The sequence below is a fragment of the Fischerella muscicola PCC 7414 genome (genome assembly GCF_000317205.1).
Taxonomy (GTDB): domain Bacteria; phylum Cyanobacteriota; class Cyanobacteriia; order Cyanobacteriales; family Nostocaceae; genus Fischerella; species Fischerella muscicola.
Map to the genome: position 1 here is coordinate 29258 of NZ_AJLK01000118.1, position 19261 is coordinate 48518.

The window sequence follows — 19261 nt, forward strand, 5'->3', positions numbered from 1 at the left end:
TGTCACTGTTCACAAACAAGTTGATTTTTTTCTCATGAAATAAATAATTCAGTTATGAACCCGTAAACTCCTAAGTTTCTATCTCCACCTTCTATTTCAAGCTTGTCAACAGGACTACGTAACTCAAAAGACTTACTTAGCACGGTTAAGATTAACAGATATAACATCCTTTAAACGGACAAAATAGAAATTGTATTTTGGGCCATTAGTCAATTAATTTCATGCAAAATCAAGTGTCTGATAACAACAACTCGACTCAAAAACCTGACAGTTCCTGGATAGCAGAACTAGGTAGAACAATTGTATTAAGTATCGTATTGGCTTTGGGTATTCGTACCTTTGTGGCCGAAGCCCGGTGGATTCCATCGGGATCAATGGAACCAACCCTACATGGTTCGCCTAATCAATGGAAAGCAGATAAAATTATTGTTGATAAGTTAAGTTATAAATTTTCTAATCCCCAAAGGGGAGATATTGTAGTATTTTCACCCACAAAAGAGCTACAACAAGAACAATACCAAGATGCTTTTATTAAGCGTATTATTGGTTTGCCAGGAGAAAAAGTAGCACTCAAAAACGGTAAAGTATATATTAACAACGAACCCCTACCAGAAAACACGTATCTTTCTCCTTCGCAGGAGACAGTAGTCAACGTTTGTACTTCTGGCCCACAGCCGCCTTTTCTTGCTAAACCAGTAACTATACCTCCCGATTCCTATTTAGTATTAGGTGACAACCGTGACAGCAGTTATGATAGCCGCTGCTGGGGCGTTGTTCCTAGAGAAAATATTATTGGTCGTGCCGTCATTCGTTTTTGGCCCCTAAATAATATTGGTGGTATCGATAAGTCGCCATTGTATCCGTAGATGAGGAGATGGGGAACTCGGGGTCCCCACTTTGTGGGGTTGGGGGGTAATGGGGAGTGTGGGGAGTGGGAGATCATTAACTAAACACTAACTACTAACCCTACCCTTACGGGAAGCCACTACGTGTCTACGGGTTCGTCAGTCGCTCATGGGGGAGACCCCCCTTGGGGCGCGCTGATTCACCACTAACCACCAACCATTAACCACCAACCACCAACCACCAACCAACCACCAACAAATCATGCCATATGTTGCCAAGATTTTAATCTACCCGATTAAATCACTAGATGGCGTAGAAGTGAAAACGACAAAAGTTCTATCTAGTGGTGCTATACAGTATGACCGTGAGTTTGCGATTGTTGACGAACTTAACAAGTTTGTTAATGGTAAGCGTCATGCCAAAGTTCATTTGTTGCGATCGCAATACAACTTAGAAGATAGAACTTTCTTATTAAAAGTCTCAGAAACTAATTGTCAACAAGTTTTTCATCTTGATTATGAACGGCAAGCACTGGAAGATTGGTTAAGTAAATTTTTTGGTTTTGCCGTTAAACTACAGCAAAATCCTGTGATGGGTTTTCCTGATGATACTGTCTCACCGGGACCAACCATCATTAGCACAGCAACCTTAACAGAAGTGGCTTCCTGGTTTGCTGGTATTAGTGTAGATGAAATGCGTCGTCGTATACGTGCCAACATTGAGATTGATGGTGTACCAGCATTTTGGGAAGATAGATTATTTGGGGAACAAGGTGATATTTCCTTTCGAGTTGGAAATGTACACCTGTTAGGGATAAATCCCTGTCAGCGTTGTGTAGTACCAACACGCGATTCTTTGACTGGAGAAGTTTATAAAAATTTTCAGAAAGTATTTGTCACAAAACGGCAACAAACATTACCCAGTTGGGTGGCTTCATCCCGTTTTAATCACTTTTTCAGGTTAAGTGTAAACACGCGATTATCACCTTCTTCAGTAGAAAAGAATTTCAAAATTGGTGATGAAGTAGAAATATTGGAGAAATAAAAATAGGGTAATTGGTAATTGGTAATTGGTAATTGGTAAAAAACAGCAATCAGTAATTGCCAATTACCAAAATCTATCTGTGTGCATCGGTGTGTATCGCTGTTCGTTTACTTATATCTTGCACCAACTTTTCAGCCCGCCAAGAAATAAATTTCAAAGGCTCATAACTAAAGTCAGATAAATCTGACTAAAACAATATTTGAGTCCGTTGAAACGGACTTATGCTATTAGCCAGAGAATTTATTCTCAGGCGGAACATTGGGCTAATTGAGAATAATGCAAGATATGTTTTTTTAAATATGAATATTAAAAAAAGTGAATGATTTTACCTTTTTTCTGTAAAGTATGTTCAAAAACTAATACTTCTAATCTAAGTAAACTGAAGTGTTATAAATAAGCTTTATTGGGATATAAGATAAAAATCAACAATAATTCAGTGCATTCAAGTGATTTCCAGCACTAACTCACTCATTATGAAAAGATATGCTAGGGATGCCTATGCATTTACAGTGTAGTTAAATCACAAAATAAAGTTTGCGATCGCAGAGCAAGTGCAGGATGAATTACGAACGGTTACAACCTGGTAAAAAAGATATTCTTATCATAGATGACACGCCAGATAACTTGCGGATTTTATCCTGGCTTCTCACTAAAGAAGGATGCAGTGTTCGTAAGGCTTTAAACTGGCAAATGGCACTTACTGCTTGCCAAACTTTATCACCGGATTTGATTTTACTGGACATCATGATGCCAGAAGTTGATGGTTATGAAATCTGTCGACGTTTGAAAGCTTGTCAGCAAACAGCTGATATTCCTGTAATTTTTATCAGTGCCTTAGATGATGTTTTTGATAAGGTAAAAGCTTTTCAGATAGGTGGGGTTGACTATATCACAAAACCCTTTGAATTTGAAGAAGTTTTAGTGCGTGTAGAAAACCAACTGGCGTTGAGAACAGCGCGGTTAGAAATATTAAAACTCAACGCCGAATTAGAAAACAGGGTACAAGAACGCACTTGGGAACTCAAAAAGACTCTGCATAAACTCCAACAAGAAATGAATCAACGCCAGCAGTTACAGAATAAATTGTTGGAAATAGTACTACACGATTCTCTGACTGGACTACCAAACCGAGTTTTATTTCTCAAGCGGTTGGAACAAGCTCTCAATCGTGCCAAGCGAGAATCTAATTACCATTTTGCTGTCTTGTTTTTAGATTGCGATCGCTTCAAAATTGTTAATGATTCTCTTGGTCATTTAGTAGGAGATGAATTACTAATTGCAATCACTCGTCGTTTACAAGAAACTCTCAGTCCATTTGACACATTAGCCAGATTTGGCGGCGATGAATTTGCTATTCTTCTGGAGAATATTACCGATATCAATATAGCAATTGAAGTAGCTGAAAGTATACTCGAAAAATTATCATTAGCATTTCCATTGTCCAGGTACGAAGTCTTTATTAACGCAAGTATTGGTATTAACTGGGGAAATAATAGCTATGAAAAACCAGAATATTTGTTACGAGATGCCGACACAGCAATGTATCGTGCGAAAGCTCTAGGAAAAGGCAGATACCATGTTTTTTATCCTGCTATGCATCAGGAAGTCATCAAAGTTCTAGAATTAGAAAATGACCTGAGAAGGGCTGTAGAACGCCAAGAATTTGTCGTTCATTATCAACCAATTATTTGTCTGAATACAGGCAAAATTGCCGGATTTGAAGCTTTGATTCGCTGGCAACATCCTACAAAAGGATTAGTTTATCCTACAGCATTTATCCCAGTAGCAGAAGAAATAGGCTTAATTAATTTTATTAATCTTTGGGTACTGGAATCAGCTTGTCAGACTTTGCGAATCTTGCAAAATCATCCTCATATCAAAAATAATCTTAATATTAGTGTCAACCTTTCACCACGTTTATTTTCCTTGACAAATTTCCTTGCTCATGTAGATCAAATTATTGATAAAACCAAAATTAATCCTGCCAATCTCGTACTAGAAATTACAGAAAATTTGCTTATGGATAAAAGTGATGAGATTAAAACAACTCTTGATGAATTAAAAGACCGTCAAATCAAATTAGTTATGGATGACTTTGGTACAGGCTATTCTTCTTTGAGTTATCTGCATAATTTTCCTGTAAATGCTCTCAAAATTGATAAATCTTTTGTTCAACTTATGCAGAAAAATCAACAAAATTTGGGATTAGTGCCAGCCATAATTGGCATTGCTCATTCAATGGCAATGACAGTGATCGCTGAAGGCATTGAAACCCAATATCAGTTAGAGCAACTGAAAAATTTAAAATGTGATTTTGCTCAAGGGCATTTATTTTCTACTGCTATAGATTTAGAATCAGTTCTGAATTTAGTTGCTGCTGCACCTCAATGGTAAATACTAAACTTCCTTGAGTAAATAATCATGAGTCAAGAGTCAGTACCTGCCACTAAAGGCAACATTCTTATCGTTGACGATCAGCTAGATAATCTGCGCGTGTTATCTACTATTCTTATGGAAGAGGGTTATCAGGTTCGTAAAGCTCTCAATGGGCAAATGGCTTTAGTTGCCTGTCAAACATTAGCACCTGATTTAATTTTACTGGATATTAACATGCCGGATATCAACGGTTACGAGGTTTGTCAACGTCTAAAAGCTAACTCGCAAACCTGTAATATTCCTATAATTTTTCTCAGTGTCTTAGATGATGTTACCGATAAAGTTAAAGGTATTAAAATGGGTGGTGCAGACTACATTACTAAGCCATTTCAGCTTGAAGAAGTAGTAGTGCGCGTACAAAATCAACTAACAATCCAGCGCTTACAAATGCAACTTCAAGAAATAAACCAAAAACTTTTAAAGCAAAATTCACTACTGCGATTAGAAATTGAAAAACGTCGCCAGGCAGAAATCGCTTTACAAGAAGTGAATGAAAAATTACAAGAGTTAGCTTTGCTTGATAGTTTAACAGAAGTTGCTAACCGTCGTTACCTGGATGATTACTTACAAAGAGAATGGCAGCGCTCAGCACGAGAAAAAACTCCTCTAGCATTTATGTTATGCGATATCGACTATTTTAAAGCATACAATGATACCTACGGACATATAGCTGGTGATGCTACCTTGAAACGAGTTGCTAAAGCAATTAAAACTGCTGCTAGGCGTCCAGCAGATTTAGTGGCGAGATATGGCGGAGAAGAATTTGCCGTAGTTTTGCCTAACACAAATTTTTATGGAACTGTACAGGTAGCTGAAAATATTCAATTGCAATTACAAGAATTGAAAATAGTCCATGCTATGTCTGTTGTGAGTGAATATCTAACATTAAGTATTGGTATAACTGTTTGTATACCAAATAATCAATATTCACCTAGTAACCTAATTGCTACTACTGATCAAGCACTTTATCAGGCTAAACAACAGGGACGTGATAATTACTGTGCTTATATTTCTTTTTATCGTAGCTATTTCTTGGCAGAAAATTTTGATGAGTCAAAAATTTTCTGCACCGAATTGGGTAATTGGTAATTGGTAATTGGTAATTGATATAAATAATTATTTTTACCTTCAAAATATATTTTTTTCAACTAAATTTATAAGTATTTCTCAGAAACTGCCTATACCAAAATCTAGAAAACATCTTCTTAGAACTTACACTGAGCCTTAATTTTTGCCTATTTAATTATTGAAATTCCCACAATGCATTTGATTCCAGAAAGAGATTATAAAGCAAATATCTTGGTAGTTGATGATACTCCTGATAACTTGCGTCTTTTGTCAGCAATGCTGACTTCACAAGGCTATGAAGTACGTAAAGCCTTGAGTGGCAAAATGGCACTTACTGCTTGTCAAATGGTTTTACCAGATGTGATTTTGTTAGATATTAACATGCCAGAAATGGATGGCTATGAAGTTTGTAGGCAGTTAAAAGCTAATGAGAAAACTCGCCCAATTCCAGTTATTTTTATTAGCGCTCTCGATGATGTTTTAGACAAAGTTCAAGCTTTTGATGTTGGTGGTGTAGATTATATCACTAAACCTTTTCATGGAGTAGAAGTTGTATTACGAATCGAAAATCAACTCAACTTATGCTTATTACAAAATAAATTGCAAGAAAAAAATACCTTGCTGCAAAAAGCTCTTGATGATTTGAAAGCTTCTCAAGTTCAAATGATTCAACAAGAAAAAATGGCAGCATTAGGACAGTTGGTAGCAGGGATTGCTCATGAAGTTAACAACCCTATCAGTTTTATCTATGGTAATCTCGAATATGCAGGTCAATATGTATTAGATTTGGTAAATCTTATTGAAGTCTATCAGCAGGAATATCCAAATCCCACACCAAGAATTCAAGAAATAGTCAAGCAAATAGATTTAAATTTTTTGATCAATGATCAACAAAATCTCATGGGTGCAATGTTTAGAGGAGCAGAACGTATCCGTTCTATAGTTGAAGCTCTACAAAACTTTTCTCGACTTGATGAAGCGCAAATGAAGCGAGTCGATGTTCATGAAGGTATAGATAGTACTTTGGTGATGTTGCAACACCGACTCAAAGAAACAACAGATCGCCCTGCAATTGAAGTAGTAAAAGAGTATGGTAATTTACCCCTAGTGACTTGTTACGTCAGTGAACTCAACCAAGTTTTTATGCATCTGTTGAATAATGCGATCTATGTTTTAGAAGAGAGTTATGAGCCAGAAAATACCAATTACCAATTACCAATTACCAATTACCAATTACCTAGCATTCACATTCGTACAGCGATAACAAGCTCAGATACTGTAAAGATTTGTATTGCTGACAATGGCCCTGGTGTGTGTGAATCCGTGCTTACGCGAATATTTGACCCATTTTTTACTACAAAGCCACCAGGCAAAGGCAGTGGACTAGGATTGGCAATTAGTTACCAGATTATCGTGCAAAAACATCAAGGAAAACTCACTTGTGCTTCAACGCCAGGAAAAGGAGCGGAATTTATCATCGAAATTCCTCTCAAACAAACCGAATTAAATTAGGCAAATGCCTACAACATTTTTCTGTCACATAGCATAATAGATAATGTGACTGATCACCTCAACCCTTTACAATCCCTCAAAGAAGGTCACTGGTTCAAGCTCATTTGCGGAGCCAGCTTTCAACACCTGCCTGCGGTCAGAAGTTTAACATTGGCCTACACACTGGCCGGCGCTGACTGTATAGATGTGGCTGCCGATCCAGCTGTAATTGCCGCAGTTCGAGAGGCCCTACAAGTTGCAGCTGAACTTGCCCAGGATGCACAAGCGCGAGGCTTTGGCAAAAAAGGTAAGTTGCCGTTTTTGATGGTTAGCCTTAATGATGGGGAAGATCCGCATTTTCGCAAAGCAAAATTTAATTCTACAGAGTGTCCTCCAAATTGCCACAGACCATGTGAAAAAATTTGTCCAGCACAGGCAATAAAGTTTAGCAATAAACCAGAGCTTTTTTCAGGAGTTATATCTGAAAAGTGCTACGGTTGTGGCCGTTGCATTCCTATATGTCCATATGAAAAAATTTATACAAGTTCTTACGTGATCAAACCGGAAGCGATCGCACCATTGATTTTATCAACTGGGGTGGATGCTATAGAAATTCATACACAAATAGGACGTTTGACAGAATTTCAGCGATTATGGCAAGCAATTTCACCCTGGGTTGAGCAATTGCAGTTAGTAGCGATTAGTTGTCCAGATGGAGAGGGTATGATTGATTACCTACATACCCTGTATGATGCGATCGCGACCCATAAATTTACCTTGATTTGGCAAACCGATGGACGGCCGATGAGTGGTGATATTGGTGATGGCACCACCACAGCCGCAGTCAAATTAGGGCAAAAAGTCTTGGCAGCAAATCTACCGGGATACGTGCAGTTAGCAGGCGGCACTAATAGTTATACCGTTGCCAAGTTAAAGGCGATGGGACTCCTACGAGGATGGGGAGATGGGGCGATGGGGAACTCGGGGCCCCCACGACCCCAGGGAGTGGGGATTAGGGGTAAATGGGGAGAGGATTTCACCCCACCACCCCACCACCCCATCACCCCATCACATATTTCCGGAGTCGCCTACGGCAGCTACGCCCGTGTATTGCTGTCACCAATTCTAGAAGAGTTAGAAGTCAGGGAGGTGAATGACACCAGTGTCAAAACAACTGTCCGCCTAGAAGATGAACCAGAATTGCTCTGGCAAGCTGTTGGACTTGCCCATTCTCTTGTTTCCCAGCTCAAGTCACAGCAGTAAGGGTACGGGGTAAACTCTCGTGTCCATACAAGCACATTCGCTATCTCTAAAAACGTCACCATAATAAGCATGACGATTACAGACGATCTCCAAAAATTGTTAGATATTTTGCCCCAAGACCTGCGGCAAATATTAGAGAAGCATCCCCAACGAGATAGTTTAGTGGAAGTGGTTTTAGATCTGGGCCGTCGCCCAGAGGCCCGCTTCCCTCATCAAGCCGAGTATCTGAGTGAAATACCCGTCACTCAGAACGTCATTGATGATTGCATCCAGCGAGTGGGGAACTTTGGCGGAGATAATCGAGCAGGAATAGAGCAAACTTTGCACAGAATCAGTGCCATCCGTAATCGCAACGGTAAGATTATTGGCTTAACTTGCCGTGTCGGTCGAGCAGTGTTTGGAACCATCGGCATGATTCGCGATTTAGTGGAAACAGGTAAATCGATTCTGATGCTGGGACGCCCGGGTGTGGGTAAAACCACTGCCTTACGGGAAATTGCTCGTGTTTTGGCGGATGAGTTGAACAAACGCGTGGTGATTATTGATACCTCTAATGAAATCGCTGGTGATGGCGATGTTCCCCATCCAGCAATTGGTAAAGCCAGGCGGATGCAAGTTGCTCATCCGGAATTACAACATCAAGTGATGATTGAGGCTGTGGAAAACCATATGCCTGAAGTCATTGTCATTGATGAAATTGGCACTGCACTGGAAGCCTTAGCCGCTCGCACCATTGCCGAGCGGGGTGTACAGTTAGTAGGTACTGCCCACGGAAACCAAATTGAAAACTTAATCAAAAACCCCACCCTTTCGGATTTGGTTGGTGGTATCCAAGCTGTGACATTAGGAGATGATGAAGCCAGACGTAGAGGCAGTCAAAAAACTGTTTTGGAACGCAAAGCGCCTCCCACTTTCGAGATTGCCGTAGAAATGCTGGAACGGCAACGTTGGGTAGTCCATGAAAGTGTGGCTGATACAGTAGATAGTCTGCTCAGAGGGCATCAACCTAGTCCACAGGTGAGAACTGTAGATGAAAGTGGCAAAGTCAAGATTACACGCCAGTTAACACCTTTGAACGGTCGTTCCCAAACTCTCGCCAAAGAAGAGTCATTTGTACCAGCACGACAGTCAAACGGCTGGCGATCATCTGGGCAAATGCAACCATTACCACCAGTTAACACAGAACTACCAAAGCTGACTAGACACAATGAGTTTGATCGGTTACTGGATGAATCTTTTAATTACTTTGGTGACTTTGATGAGGCTGATAGCAAACTAGCAGGGCCTAATGGTGAAGACTTGCCACTACACATTTATCCCTATGGTGTGAGCCGTGGTCAGTTAGAACAAGTTGTAGAGGTGTTGAGTTTACCAGTGGTCTTGACAAAAGACATCGATAGTGCCGATGCGATTTTGGCATTGCGATCGCACGTCAAAAACCACGCCAAATTGCGGCAAATGGCCAAAGCCCGGCAAGTCCCAATCCACATGATTAAATCTAGTACTATACCGCAAATTACCCGTGGCTTGCGGCGATTACTCAACATTGACGATCCAGAGGTGACTGATGATCGCGAACTGCAATTATTTCTCCACAGCGCCAGTGATGACGAAATTGACGCTCTAGAAGAAGCTAGATTAGCAGTCGAAAATATCGTCATTCCCAAAGGACAACCAGTGGAATTATTGCCCCGTTCTCCCCAAGTGCGGAAAATGCAGCATGAGTTGGTAGAACACTACCGCTTAAAGTCCCATAGCTTTGGAGAAGAACCAAATCGGCGTCTGCGGATTTACCCTGCATAATACTGTTTCACTATATTTGATACCTTTGGCGAAAACGAAGACAAGGAGGACAAGGAAGAAAAGGGAGAAAAATTTGTATCAATAATTTTGTGAAATGGTATGACACTGAACTGGTAAGCTAATCCCCCAACTTCAAGTTGGGGGATTTCGTGGTAATTGCTAAGAGCGCCATTACCGATTATTACCTATTGCCAAAGTCGGCGATCGGTGAGTCCAGACCCGCAGACTTTCGGTGATTACGAATGAGCAAAGGCTTCTTTAAGTCTGTCTTCTTGCTCTTTGGGCAAGTTAGTAGCAAGAATCTTGAAATCCTCGTTTTTTAGAGCTTCTGCAATTCGCTCAACTACCTCGTTGGAAGTCAGTAAGAATAGCGCCGAAGTTCCTTCCGTAACTTCATCACGGACTCTCTTAATGAAGTTATCGTCAATGCCCACATCTGCAAAAGAGGCTGTCAACGCACCAATTGCCGCACCAATCGCCATTCCAAGAATCGGAATAAAGAAAAGGATACCAAACAGCAGCCCCCAGAAAGCACCATCTAGCGCACCTAATCCAGACAAGTTATGTAGTTGGCGAGTTTTGGGCTTTTTTGCACCTTTTGGCCAAGAAACTACAGCTGCGTCCTGGATATCTAGCAAATGCTGTTGCTGTAGTTCAGACAGTTTACTTTCCAGTCTCTCTGCACCATCGGCTGTGGGGAATTCCAATACAGTAAGATGTGCCATTAGTAATCTCCTGAATTTAATGAAATTCAACTACTAACTAGGCATTGTGTCTAAGAAGCGCTGAACTGCGCGAATGGGATTGGTCCATCGCGACAGCCAACGTCGACAAGTATCAATAAACTGTGCTGATTCTGATTCATGGTTTTGTATTCCTGTTGGTGGGGAGGTGGGGAGGTGGGGAGATAGGGAGGTGGGGAGATGGGGGGAGTGGGGGACTAAAGAGGATATAAAGAAGGCAACTGTAAATTGAGATGGGGAAAATTCACTCCTTTACGACTTTTGAGGACACCGCCCCGGATGGTTCGACACAGCACAGCATCTGCCTTGATCTCTTCTACCTTAAGCTCTAATAGACCATCATCCAAAAGAACTTGATTGCCTGGTTGGGCATCTTCTGCAAGCAGAGGATAGTCAATAGGAATTGTATCGGGTTGATTAGAGAATTTAGATACTGGTACTAGAGTGATTAATTCTCCTTCTATTAAAGCGATCGCACCATCAGGTAATTGACCAACTCGAATTTTTGGGCCTTGCAAGTCTTGCAGCAGAGTTACTGGAATATCTAGTTCTTTTTCGAGCGATCGCAATAATTTTATTATTTTAGCGTGGTCATCGTAGCTGCCGTGAGAAAAATTCAAGCGAGCCACATTCATTCCAGCTTGAATCATTTTTGTCAGTACTTCCCGTGAATTGCTGGCTGGGCCAATGGTAGCAACGACTTTTGTATGGTGAGTCAGTGGTTGCATAGGTTTCAGTTACCAGTTATCAGGTTTTTGATGATAACTGAATGGCTCGAAAACACGTATTAAATAGAACGCTTGAGAGTACGTAAACGCTCTGAGTAACTTCGCATTACAAGTAGTGCAAACATGGGTGTTTCTTGCACGGCGAACAGGAAACCCTTTCGGTCTAAGATAGCTAATTCACTGTCGGTTTTCGCAATTGCTGTCGATGCTCTAGTTTGTTCTGGCACAACCAATGCTCCCATACCAAATACATCTCCCGCGTGAATAGTTTCAACCACTTTGCCATCGACATATAACTCTACTTCTCCAGTCAAAATGCCATACATGGAATCCCCAACTTCACCATCTGTAAAGATAGTTTGACCACTGGCAAATTTTTTGATTGTTGGTTGTTTTTGAAATATTTTTACAGTTTTTGCTGGTTCAAGCATGACAATGGATTTTAACTACATCACATTTCAAGGTACTACAGTAGATGGTATTTTTGTTGTCCTTGCTGGCATAAAGTGTGAGAAAGCACTTTTGTTTGATTGTGTATAAATTTTTATTAAACCTTCTGCCCTCTGCCTTTCTTCATCAAACCTTTAAACCAGCTTTAGACTGAACATACTCTTCTAATTCGATGGTCAATGATTTTGCTTGCCAAATGTCCTGGCAATACTCTTGAATAGAACGATCTGAGGAAAATTTGCCGATCCGTGCTACATTTAAAATTGACATCCGAGTCCAATTGTCCTGGTTGCGATAAGCTTGACTGACCTGCTCCTGACAATCGATGTAAGATTGGTAGTCAGCAAGTAGCATAAATGGATCGTGGTGGAGTAAAGAGTCGAGCAGGGGACGAAATAGACCTGTATCGCCATGTGAGAAAATTCCTGAGGCTATTAAGTCTATTACTTCTTTGAGTTGGGGATTGGAATTATAATAACTCCAAGGATTGTAGCCTTGGGTTTTGAGCGCGTAAACTTCTTCAGTTCGTAGTCCAAATAAGAAGAAATTTTCTTCTCCTACTTCTTGGCGAATTTCGATGTTAGCGCCATCGAGAGTACCAATAGTTAAGGCCCCATTCATAGAAAACTTCATGTTACCAGTACCGGAAGCTTCTAAACCAGCAGTAGAAATTTGCTCTGATAAATCAGCCGCCGGGTATACTCTTTGACCCAAAGTCACATTGTAGTCTGGTAAAAAAACAACTTTCATGCGATCGCGCACACAAGGATCAGCATTCACAACTTCGGCTACAGAGTTGATCAATTTAATGATCAACTTGGCCATGTAGTAGCCTGGTGCAGCTTTGCCACCAAAAATGAATGTACGCGGTGTAATCTCAAGCTCAGGATTGTGCTTAATGCGGTTATATAGCGTAATGATATGCAGTACATTCAAATGTTGACGCTTATACTCGTGGATGCGCTTGACTTGAATATCAAAGAGCGATTCTGGATTAACAACAATACCAGTTTTCTTTTGAATATATTTTGCTAAATTGCCCTTGTTTTCTAACTTAATTTGCCGCCATTGTTGACGGAAATTACTATCTTCAACAAAGCTTTCTAACTGTCTGAGGTCTTCGAGGTGCTTGATCCAGTTGTCACCGATTTTACTGGAAATTAAACTAGTCAAGCCAGGATTGCTTAAAACTATCCAACGCCGTGGTGTAACTCCGTTGGTTTTATTACTAAATTTCTCTGGCCACAATTGATAAAAGTCTCGCAGCACTGTCTGCTTCAGCAATTCAGTGTGTAACGCTGCTACACCATTGATTGCATGAGTACCCACACATGCCAGATTAGCCATCCGCACATATCTATCACCTGTTTCATCAATCAGCGATAATCTGGCGATTTTACCCTGATCGTAAGGGTCTTGTAACCGCACCTGATCAAGAAAACGACGATTGATTTCGTAGATAATCTCCAAATGACGAGGTAACAATTTACCAAACAGGTTAATAGACCACTTTTCCAAAGCTTCTGGTAGCAAAGTGTGATTGGTATAACCAAAGGTTTTTTGGGTAATATCCCAGGCTTGCTCCCAAGCAAATTGATGTTCATCCAACAATAACCGCATCAGTTCCGCTACACCAATGGCAGGATGAGTATCATTGAGTTGGACAGCAAAATTTTCGTGGAAGGTTGCCAAACTCTTGCCAGGACGATCTAAATGAATGCGAATCATATTCTGGAGAGAACAGGAAACAAAGAAATATTGCTGTTCTAAACGCAGTTGTTTGCCTTGAACTTGTTCATCGTTGGGATAGAGAACTTTGGAAATGTTTTCGGAGACGACCTTTTTATTAACTGCACCGTAGTAATCACCGATATTGAATGATTGAAAGTCAAAAGATTCAGGTGCTTCTGCTTTCCACAGTCGGAGGATATTAGTAGTGTTGACTTTATAGCCCAATATAGGTGTGTCGTAGGCGATACCTTTGACTACCTGATCAGGAATCCAGCGTACTCGGTAATTACCATATTGATCAGTGTAAGGTTCTGTGTGACCACCCAGCTTAACTTCATAGGCTAACTCGGGACGGTGGATTTCCCAAGGATTGCCCCACTGTAGCCATTTGTCTGTAATTTCTACTTGCCAACCATCACGGATTTCTTGGTCAAAAATGCCAAATTCGTAACGAATGCCATAACCAATTGCTGGAATTTCCAAAGAGGCGAGAGAATCCATATAGCAAGCAGCAAGCCGGCCTAAACCACCATTACCCAAACCAGGTTCTTCTTCCTGTTCAATTAATTCTTCGATATTCAATCCTGATTCTGTAACTGCTTTATGTACTTGCTCGTAAATATCCAGATTGATCAGGTTATTTCCCAACTGTGGCCCCATGAGAAACTCTGCTGATAGGTAGCAAACAACCTTGACATCATTTTTCACATATGACCTGGTTGTGCTAATCCAGCGTTTGAGTAAGCGATCGCGTACTGTATAAGCCAGCGCCATGTAAAAATCATTTTTTGTGGCAATCTCAGGATACTTACCCTGAATATAAAAGAGATTATCTGCCATCGCCCGCCGCAGGGTTTCAATGCCTAGACCTGTGCGATCATCTTCTATTTGTAAAGTTGCTACTGTACTGGGATCGATTGTAGTCATAAGCGATCATTAATATTTAGTTAATAGTTAGAGGTTATACCATTTCACAAAATTCTTGATACAAGTCCTCCTCCTTGTCTTCTTTGTCCTCCTTGTCTCCCTTATCGCCAAATGTATCAGAATTATGGTGAAACGGTATTAGTGAATGCTTTTGGGAACTACGACAATCGACTCCAGTCAAGCAGGAAGCTGTTTGAGTGTGGCGTAAAAATATACTTTCAAATCTATAATCTATGAAAGTTTTAAAAAGCAGCACCACACACTAAGAGAACTAGCCCAAGTCTATGCACATAATTAAGGTTATATCCTGAATGTTAACGGACGGTAATGTTCTCTGGAAAGATTGGTTAACTACAAATGATATAGTTTGTAGATACAGTACTACACTACCTAAAGTCTAATTTTTCAGTTTTTGTAGCTAGTTGCAATGGCAGATAGGCTAGTTAAGATAACCAGTTAAGCCAGTTAGCTAAATTTGTTTCTGAGAAGGTGTTGCTTGGCACAAATTTGTAGGGTTTTTAAACGCAGAGGATCGCAGAGTGAGCGCACCAGGGACGCAGAGTTTTTCTAAGAAATCAATGCTTCAGGATTATTACTAGGTAAAATTGGTGTTTTTTGAAATAAGAGATTGACAACGAGGAAAATTCCCAGGAAAACTGCTAAAGTCAGAAAAGTCCTGTGCATGGCAAATTCCAAGGCTGGAAGTGGCATAGATGCAAGTGGTGTGGTATGAGGTAAGTTAATACTACTGAGAGCTAATGTGATAAATATAGCTGATCCTAAGGGAATTCCTAAAGTTTGACCAATCAGAGATGATTCGTTTAACAAACCCGAAACAACACCGATTTTGTTGTGAGGAGTAATACGCATGGTTGCTACATTGTTGGGCGATCGCCACATCGCTAGACCTGCACCCATTGCTATATCTGTGAGTACGTAACCTAAGGGTGTTAATTGGGTACTAAAGGTGCTAGCTAGCATACAGCCAAATGCTAACAACATTAGACCAATCGGAATCAGACGATGACTACCAAATTTATCAACTAAACGCCTTGATATGGGTGCAATGATAGCGTTAGTGATCGGCAAGGTGATCATTAACATTCCCACCTGATCAGTTGGATACTGTAAAACTAGTTCTAAGAAAAATGGGTAGATCAGTAACCGAAATGCCATGACTATGTAAACCACAACCATTGTCAACAGATTGATACTAAGGATGCGATTACGAAACAAAGACAAGTCAATCATCGGTTGTCTGATCTGAGATTCAACCAAAACAAACACTATTAAACCGATGATGGTTGTAGTAAGTAAAATGAGGGCGATCGCACTATTAAAGCCTTGTTTTTGCCCTTCACTCATCGCTAAGGCAAAGTTCACCATCACCAGCGCCAGCATAATTGTTCCTAATGTATCAAATTTATCTTGTTCGCTACGGGTATTATGGGAAGGTGGAACACACCAAGCGAATAACAAAATGGCTATTATCCCTATGGGAAGATTAATTAGGAAAATTGCCCGCCAATCACTAAGCGTAACCAGTAAACCACCAATTGCTGGGCCCAAAACATAGGTAACAGAAAGCGTCATTACAGCAAGACTAAGGGCTAACCCATATTGTGGGCTATGAGCGAACAACTCAGTGATCATTGCCATCCCCAATCCCACAATTAGTACAGCACCGCATCCTTGCAAAACTCGAAAGCCAATCAGCCAAACAATTCCTGGTGCTAATCCACAGAGTAATGAACTGATAGTAAACAGCATCAACCCAGCTTGGAATAACTTCCGCCTGCCAAGCATATTACCCAAACAAGCGACGCTGAAAATCAGAGTAGTCAAGACAATAAGATAACTGATAATCACCCATTGAGCGACAGCCAGGTGAGTATCAAAAGTTTTTGTGATCGTAGGTAGGGCAATATTGACTGTGGAACTATCCAGTGTAAACATTATCAAGCCCAATACTACACTCAATAAAGCCAGCCAAAATTGAGACGGCGATCGCTCAGAATCAGAAAAATTTTGGGGTACTGGTTCGCTGTTCAATGGTATTACCACCAATCACTTGAAAGTTCTCTTATTTCCATTTTCTCTTGAATAATATCGGGTGAGCCTACCATCTGCGATCACCCGTTCAGTTAAAGCTTTCAGTTTTTCCAATTCTTAAACTTCTTTAGGTGAAAGTTCTTTTGAATAAGGTCTAAACAGCTTGATCAATTTAATATTTATACAAAAAATATTGATTTACACCGATAATTTATCTGCGTGCATCTGTGTGCATCTGTGTTCGATAATAATAAAGATATTTGTACTAGCTGCAAAAACATCCCCACTTCATATTAATGTGCAAGGGTACACAGCCGTGTACCCTTACGATAAATTAGATTCTATGGGAACTGGATTTTCCCCTCGTTCATAGCGAGATAGAGGAATTTTTAGAATTATGCAAAAGGCCTAATTTATCCCACCAGATCAAACTCATAGGTTTGGTTACGCCACTTCAACTTGAACTGCAAGCGTGTCCAGTTGGCTGGGAGATTAGGACAAGCAATGGGACCGAAGGGAGTCATGCGCACGCCACCAAACCCAAAGATGACTGCTTGCCATACTCCTCCTGCACTAGCTGCGTGAATACCTTCATGGGCGTTACGCCGCACATCTGCTAAGTCTACGATCGCTGCTCGTGTAAAGTGAGTGTAAGCTTCTGCACTTTGGTTGAGGTCGCAAGCTAAGATAGCATGAATTGCTGGGCCGAGAGAGGAACCATAGGTATGATCGGTGCGGGGGTTGTAGTAGTCCCAGTTGGTTTGTAAAGTTTGTCGATCAAAGCGATCGCGCAACAGGTACATTAACATTAATACATCTGGCTGCTTGAGAATTTGCTTTTGGCTAGTCGCTTCTACTCCCAACAATCCTTGCATGGATTTGCTACGGGGTTCGTAGTCAGCCAGGTTGACATACTCTAAGTTGTAAAAGCCTTCAAATTGTTCAATCAAACCAGTTTCTAAATCCTGGTTAATGTAGATGTGCTTGGCTATCTTTGCCCACAGTTGTCTTTGTTCTGGCTGCAAGTCAAGTTTTTCTGCCAGTTGTGCTGCTGTGTCGGGATAAGACTTCACTAGCCAATCCCATAATGTCAGGGCAGTTTGCAAGTGCCACTGTACAAATAAGTTAGTGAAGGCATTATTATCAATGCGATCGTGATTTTCATCAGGACCTATAACATCACGAATATCGTAACTGTGACGTTCTTGATTCCACTCTACCCGGCTTTCCCAGAAAACCGCTGTATCTAAAATCATCTCTGCGCCATAGTCGCGCATCCATTGATCATCACCTGTCGTTTGCCAGTATTGCCAAGCACCGTAAGCAACATCAGTATTGATATGGACTTCAATATCACCGCACCAAATCCGGACTTGTTCACCATTCGGAGTTGGAACCCAGCGAGGGGTGACTTCATCCCCTGTGCTGGCACTTTCCCAAGCATAAAAAGCCCCCCTGTATCCCATTTCCTGGGCTTTGCGCCGCGCCCCAGGTAAGGTATGGTAGCGGTAGTTGAGTAAGTTCCGCGCCAATGCTGGTTGAGTATGAATCAGTAAGGGGAGGATAAAGATTTCTGTATCCCAAAATATATGTCCGCTATAAGCAAACCCAGAAAGGGTTTTGGGAGGAATACTAACTCTGTCATCATGACGCGGTGCTACAGCTAGTATCTGAAAGAGATTGTAACGGATACTCAACTGAGCCAAGCGATCGCCTTCAATGACAATATCACTTTCTTGCCAAACTTGATCCCAAGCGGCTATGTGGGCTGCTAGCAGAGTTGAATAGCTAGGTGCAGCAACTAAGCGAATGATTGCAGCTTCCGCCGGAGTCGAGATTTCCCGTGAGGTGTAGACGGTGATAATTTTTTCGAGGGTGACGGTTTTGTCTGGTATAACTGCTAATTTTGTTACAAGTGTAGGGCTATGCTGGTCAAGCTGATGTACATGTACGGTTGCAGCTTCTTCAGCTTCTACTACCAGTTTAGCTGCCATCCCTAGTTCAATAGCAGAATGTAGAGTTTTACTGTGCAACCAGATAGTATTATCTAAACCGCCTTGTTTCAAAGTTTGCCAATGTTTGACTCCTTGGGTGTGGGGTTCGGGGTGAAATCCAACTTCTACCTCAACTTCACCCTCGAAGTCTACCGATGTAATCTGACATCTGGTTGCTAAAAAATTTTGATTTGCTAGACTTGCAAACCTTTCAAAATGAAATTCTAGGGTATGTCCAGCCGGACTACGCCATCGCACATCTCGACTTACTATACCCAAACGTAAATCAAGACGACGTTCGTAGCTGAGAATTTCACCACAGTCCATGCGGAATCTTTCTCCAGCTACTTTGATGGTTAAGGGTAGCCAATTGGGGCAGTTTACCAGCTCTGTTGTGGCGATCGCTACGTCATCATACACCCCATGAATCAAGGTTGCCGGACAATCCTGGGGATACCCTTCTTCAAACGTACCCCTGGTTCCTAAATACCCATTACTGAGTGTGAAGACTGTTTCTTGATGATGTAGCTGAGTGGAGTCAAACTCCGTTTCAATAATATTCCAATCGCCAGATTCAATTAGTCGCTGATTTAGTTGGGAATTTTCGATGGTCAAGTCTAGCATGACAAATAAAGCCTATATTTAGAGTTTTCCGTTGATGAGAAAATAAAATGGTGACAATAAT

Annotated in this window: 13 protein-coding genes; 7 read left to right on the forward strand and 6 right to left on the reverse strand. The window is 41.0% G+C overall.

The features are described 5' to 3' along the window. Nucleotides 1-221 precede the first annotated feature (221 nt). From lepB to UYI_RS0118805, 7 genes are all read left to right on the forward strand, one after another. Complete coding sequence (gene lepB / locus UYI_RS0118770; RefSeq protein WP_016868201.1) at nucleotides 222-866, forward strand: signal peptidase I; 645 nt, start codon at nucleotides 222-224, stop codon at nucleotides 864-866. 241 nt (nucleotides 867-1107) lie between these two features. Beyond that, nucleotides 1108-1890 (forward strand): MOSC domain-containing protein, encoded by a 783-nt coding sequence (locus UYI_RS0118780; protein WP_016868203.1) that lies wholly within the window; start codon nucleotides 1108-1110, stop codon nucleotides 1888-1890. Nucleotides 1891-2448: 558 nt separating this feature from the next. Beyond that, nucleotides 2449-4284, forward strand: coding sequence for a two-component system response regulator (locus tag UYI_RS0118785; protein WP_016868204.1), 1836 nt, complete (start codon nucleotides 2449-2451; stop codon nucleotides 4282-4284). Between the two features lie 27 nt (nucleotides 4285-4311). Then, nucleotides 4312-5415, forward strand: a complete 1104-nt coding sequence (locus UYI_RS0118790) for a GGDEF domain-containing response regulator (RefSeq protein ID WP_016868205.1) — start codon at nucleotides 4312-4314, stop codon at nucleotides 5413-5415. Nucleotides 5416-5586: 171 nt separating this feature from the next. Then, entirely contained in the window at nucleotides 5587-6906 is a 1320-nt protein-coding gene (locus UYI_RS0118795) for a hybrid sensor histidine kinase/response regulator (RefSeq protein WP_016868206.1), read from the forward strand. Nucleotides 6907-6951: 45 nt separating this feature from the next. After that, on the forward strand, nucleotides 6952-8148 hold the full coding sequence (gene ldpA / locus UYI_RS0118800; RefSeq protein ID WP_016868207.1) for a circadian clock protein LdpA: 1197 nt from the start codon (nucleotides 6952-6954) through the stop codon (nucleotides 8146-8148). A gap of 69 nt (nucleotides 8149-8217) precedes the next feature. After that, a complete protein-coding gene (locus UYI_RS0118805; RefSeq protein WP_016868208.1) occupies nucleotides 8218-9951 on the forward strand; it encodes a R3H domain-containing nucleic acid-binding protein in 1734 nt (577 codons plus the stop codon). A gap of 236 nt (nucleotides 9952-10187) precedes the next feature. Here UYI_RS0118805 and UYI_RS0118810 read toward each other — a convergent pair whose 3' ends face one another. The 6 genes from UYI_RS0118810 to UYI_RS0118840 all read right to left on the reverse strand — a co-directional run bounded on the left by UYI_RS0118810 (nucleotide 10188) and on the right by UYI_RS0118840 (nucleotide 19200). Then, nucleotides 10188-10676 (reverse strand): DUF1269 domain-containing protein, encoded by a 489-nt coding sequence (locus tag UYI_RS0118810; RefSeq protein WP_016868210.1) that lies wholly within the window; start codon nucleotides 10674-10676, stop codon nucleotides 10188-10190. A 215-nt stretch (nucleotides 10677-10891) separates the two neighbouring features. Continuing rightward, nucleotides 10892-11422, reverse strand: coding sequence for a pyruvate kinase (locus tag UYI_RS32890; protein ID WP_016868212.1), 531 nt, complete (start codon nucleotides 11420-11422; stop codon nucleotides 10892-10894). Nucleotides 11423-11481: 59 nt separating this feature from the next. Next, nucleotides 11482-11853: a cyclic nucleotide-binding domain-containing protein gene (locus tag UYI_RS0118820; protein ID WP_016868213.1), complete on the reverse strand. Its 372-nt coding sequence runs from the start codon at nucleotides 11851-11853 to the stop codon at nucleotides 11482-11484. Nucleotides 11854-11998: 145 nt separating this feature from the next. Then, nucleotides 11999-14530: a glycogen/starch/alpha-glucan phosphorylase gene (locus UYI_RS0118830; RefSeq protein ID WP_016868216.1), complete on the reverse strand. Its 2532-nt coding sequence runs from the start codon at nucleotides 14528-14530 to the stop codon at nucleotides 11999-12001. Between the two features lie 567 nt (nucleotides 14531-15097). After that, nucleotides 15098-16582: a DHA2 family efflux MFS transporter permease subunit gene (locus tag UYI_RS0118835; RefSeq protein ID WP_235147971.1), complete on the reverse strand. Its 1485-nt coding sequence runs from the start codon at nucleotides 16580-16582 to the stop codon at nucleotides 15098-15100. A gap of 413 nt (nucleotides 16583-16995) precedes the next feature. Continuing rightward, nucleotides 16996-19200, reverse strand: a complete 2205-nt coding sequence (locus UYI_RS0118840; RefSeq protein WP_016868219.1) for a glycoside hydrolase family 65 protein — start codon at nucleotides 19198-19200, stop codon at nucleotides 16996-16998. Nucleotides 19201-19261: the final 61 nt, after the last annotated feature.

Coding starts and splice junctions, on each gene's coding strand:
- lepB (WP_016868201.1), top strand. CDS start 222: ATGCAAAATCAAGTGTCTGATAACAACAACTCGACTCAAAAACCTGAC.
- UYI_RS32890 (WP_016868212.1), bottom strand. CDS start 11,422: ATGCAACCACTGACTCACCATACAAAAGTCGTTGCTACCATTGGCCCA.
- UYI_RS0118840 (WP_016868219.1), bottom strand. CDS start 19,200: ATGCTAGACTTGACCATCGAAAATTCCCAACTAAATCAGCGACTAATT.
- UYI_RS0118790 (WP_016868205.1), top strand. CDS start 4,312: ATGAGTCAAGAGTCAGTACCTGCCACTAAAGGCAACATTCTTATCGTT.
- UYI_RS0118785 (WP_016868204.1), top strand. CDS start 2,449: ATGAATTACGAACGGTTACAACCTGGTAAAAAAGATATTCTTATCATA.
- UYI_RS0118795 (WP_016868206.1), top strand. CDS start 5,587: ATGCATTTGATTCCAGAAAGAGATTATAAAGCAAATATCTTGGTAGTT.
- UYI_RS0118830 (WP_016868216.1), bottom strand. CDS start 14,530: ATGACTACAATCGATCCCAGTACAGTAGCAACTTTACAAATAGAAGAT.
- UYI_RS0118810 (WP_016868210.1), bottom strand. CDS start 10,676: ATGGCACATCTTACTGTATTGGAATTCCCCACAGCCGATGGTGCAGAG.
- UYI_RS0118780 (WP_016868203.1), top strand. CDS start 1,108: ATGCCATATGTTGCCAAGATTTTAATCTACCCGATTAAATCACTAGAT.
- UYI_RS0118820 (WP_016868213.1), bottom strand. CDS start 11,853: ATGCTTGAACCAGCAAAAACTGTAAAAATATTTCAAAAACAACCAACA.
- UYI_RS0118805 (WP_016868208.1), top strand. CDS start 8,218: ATGACGATTACAGACGATCTCCAAAAATTGTTAGATATTTTGCCCCAA.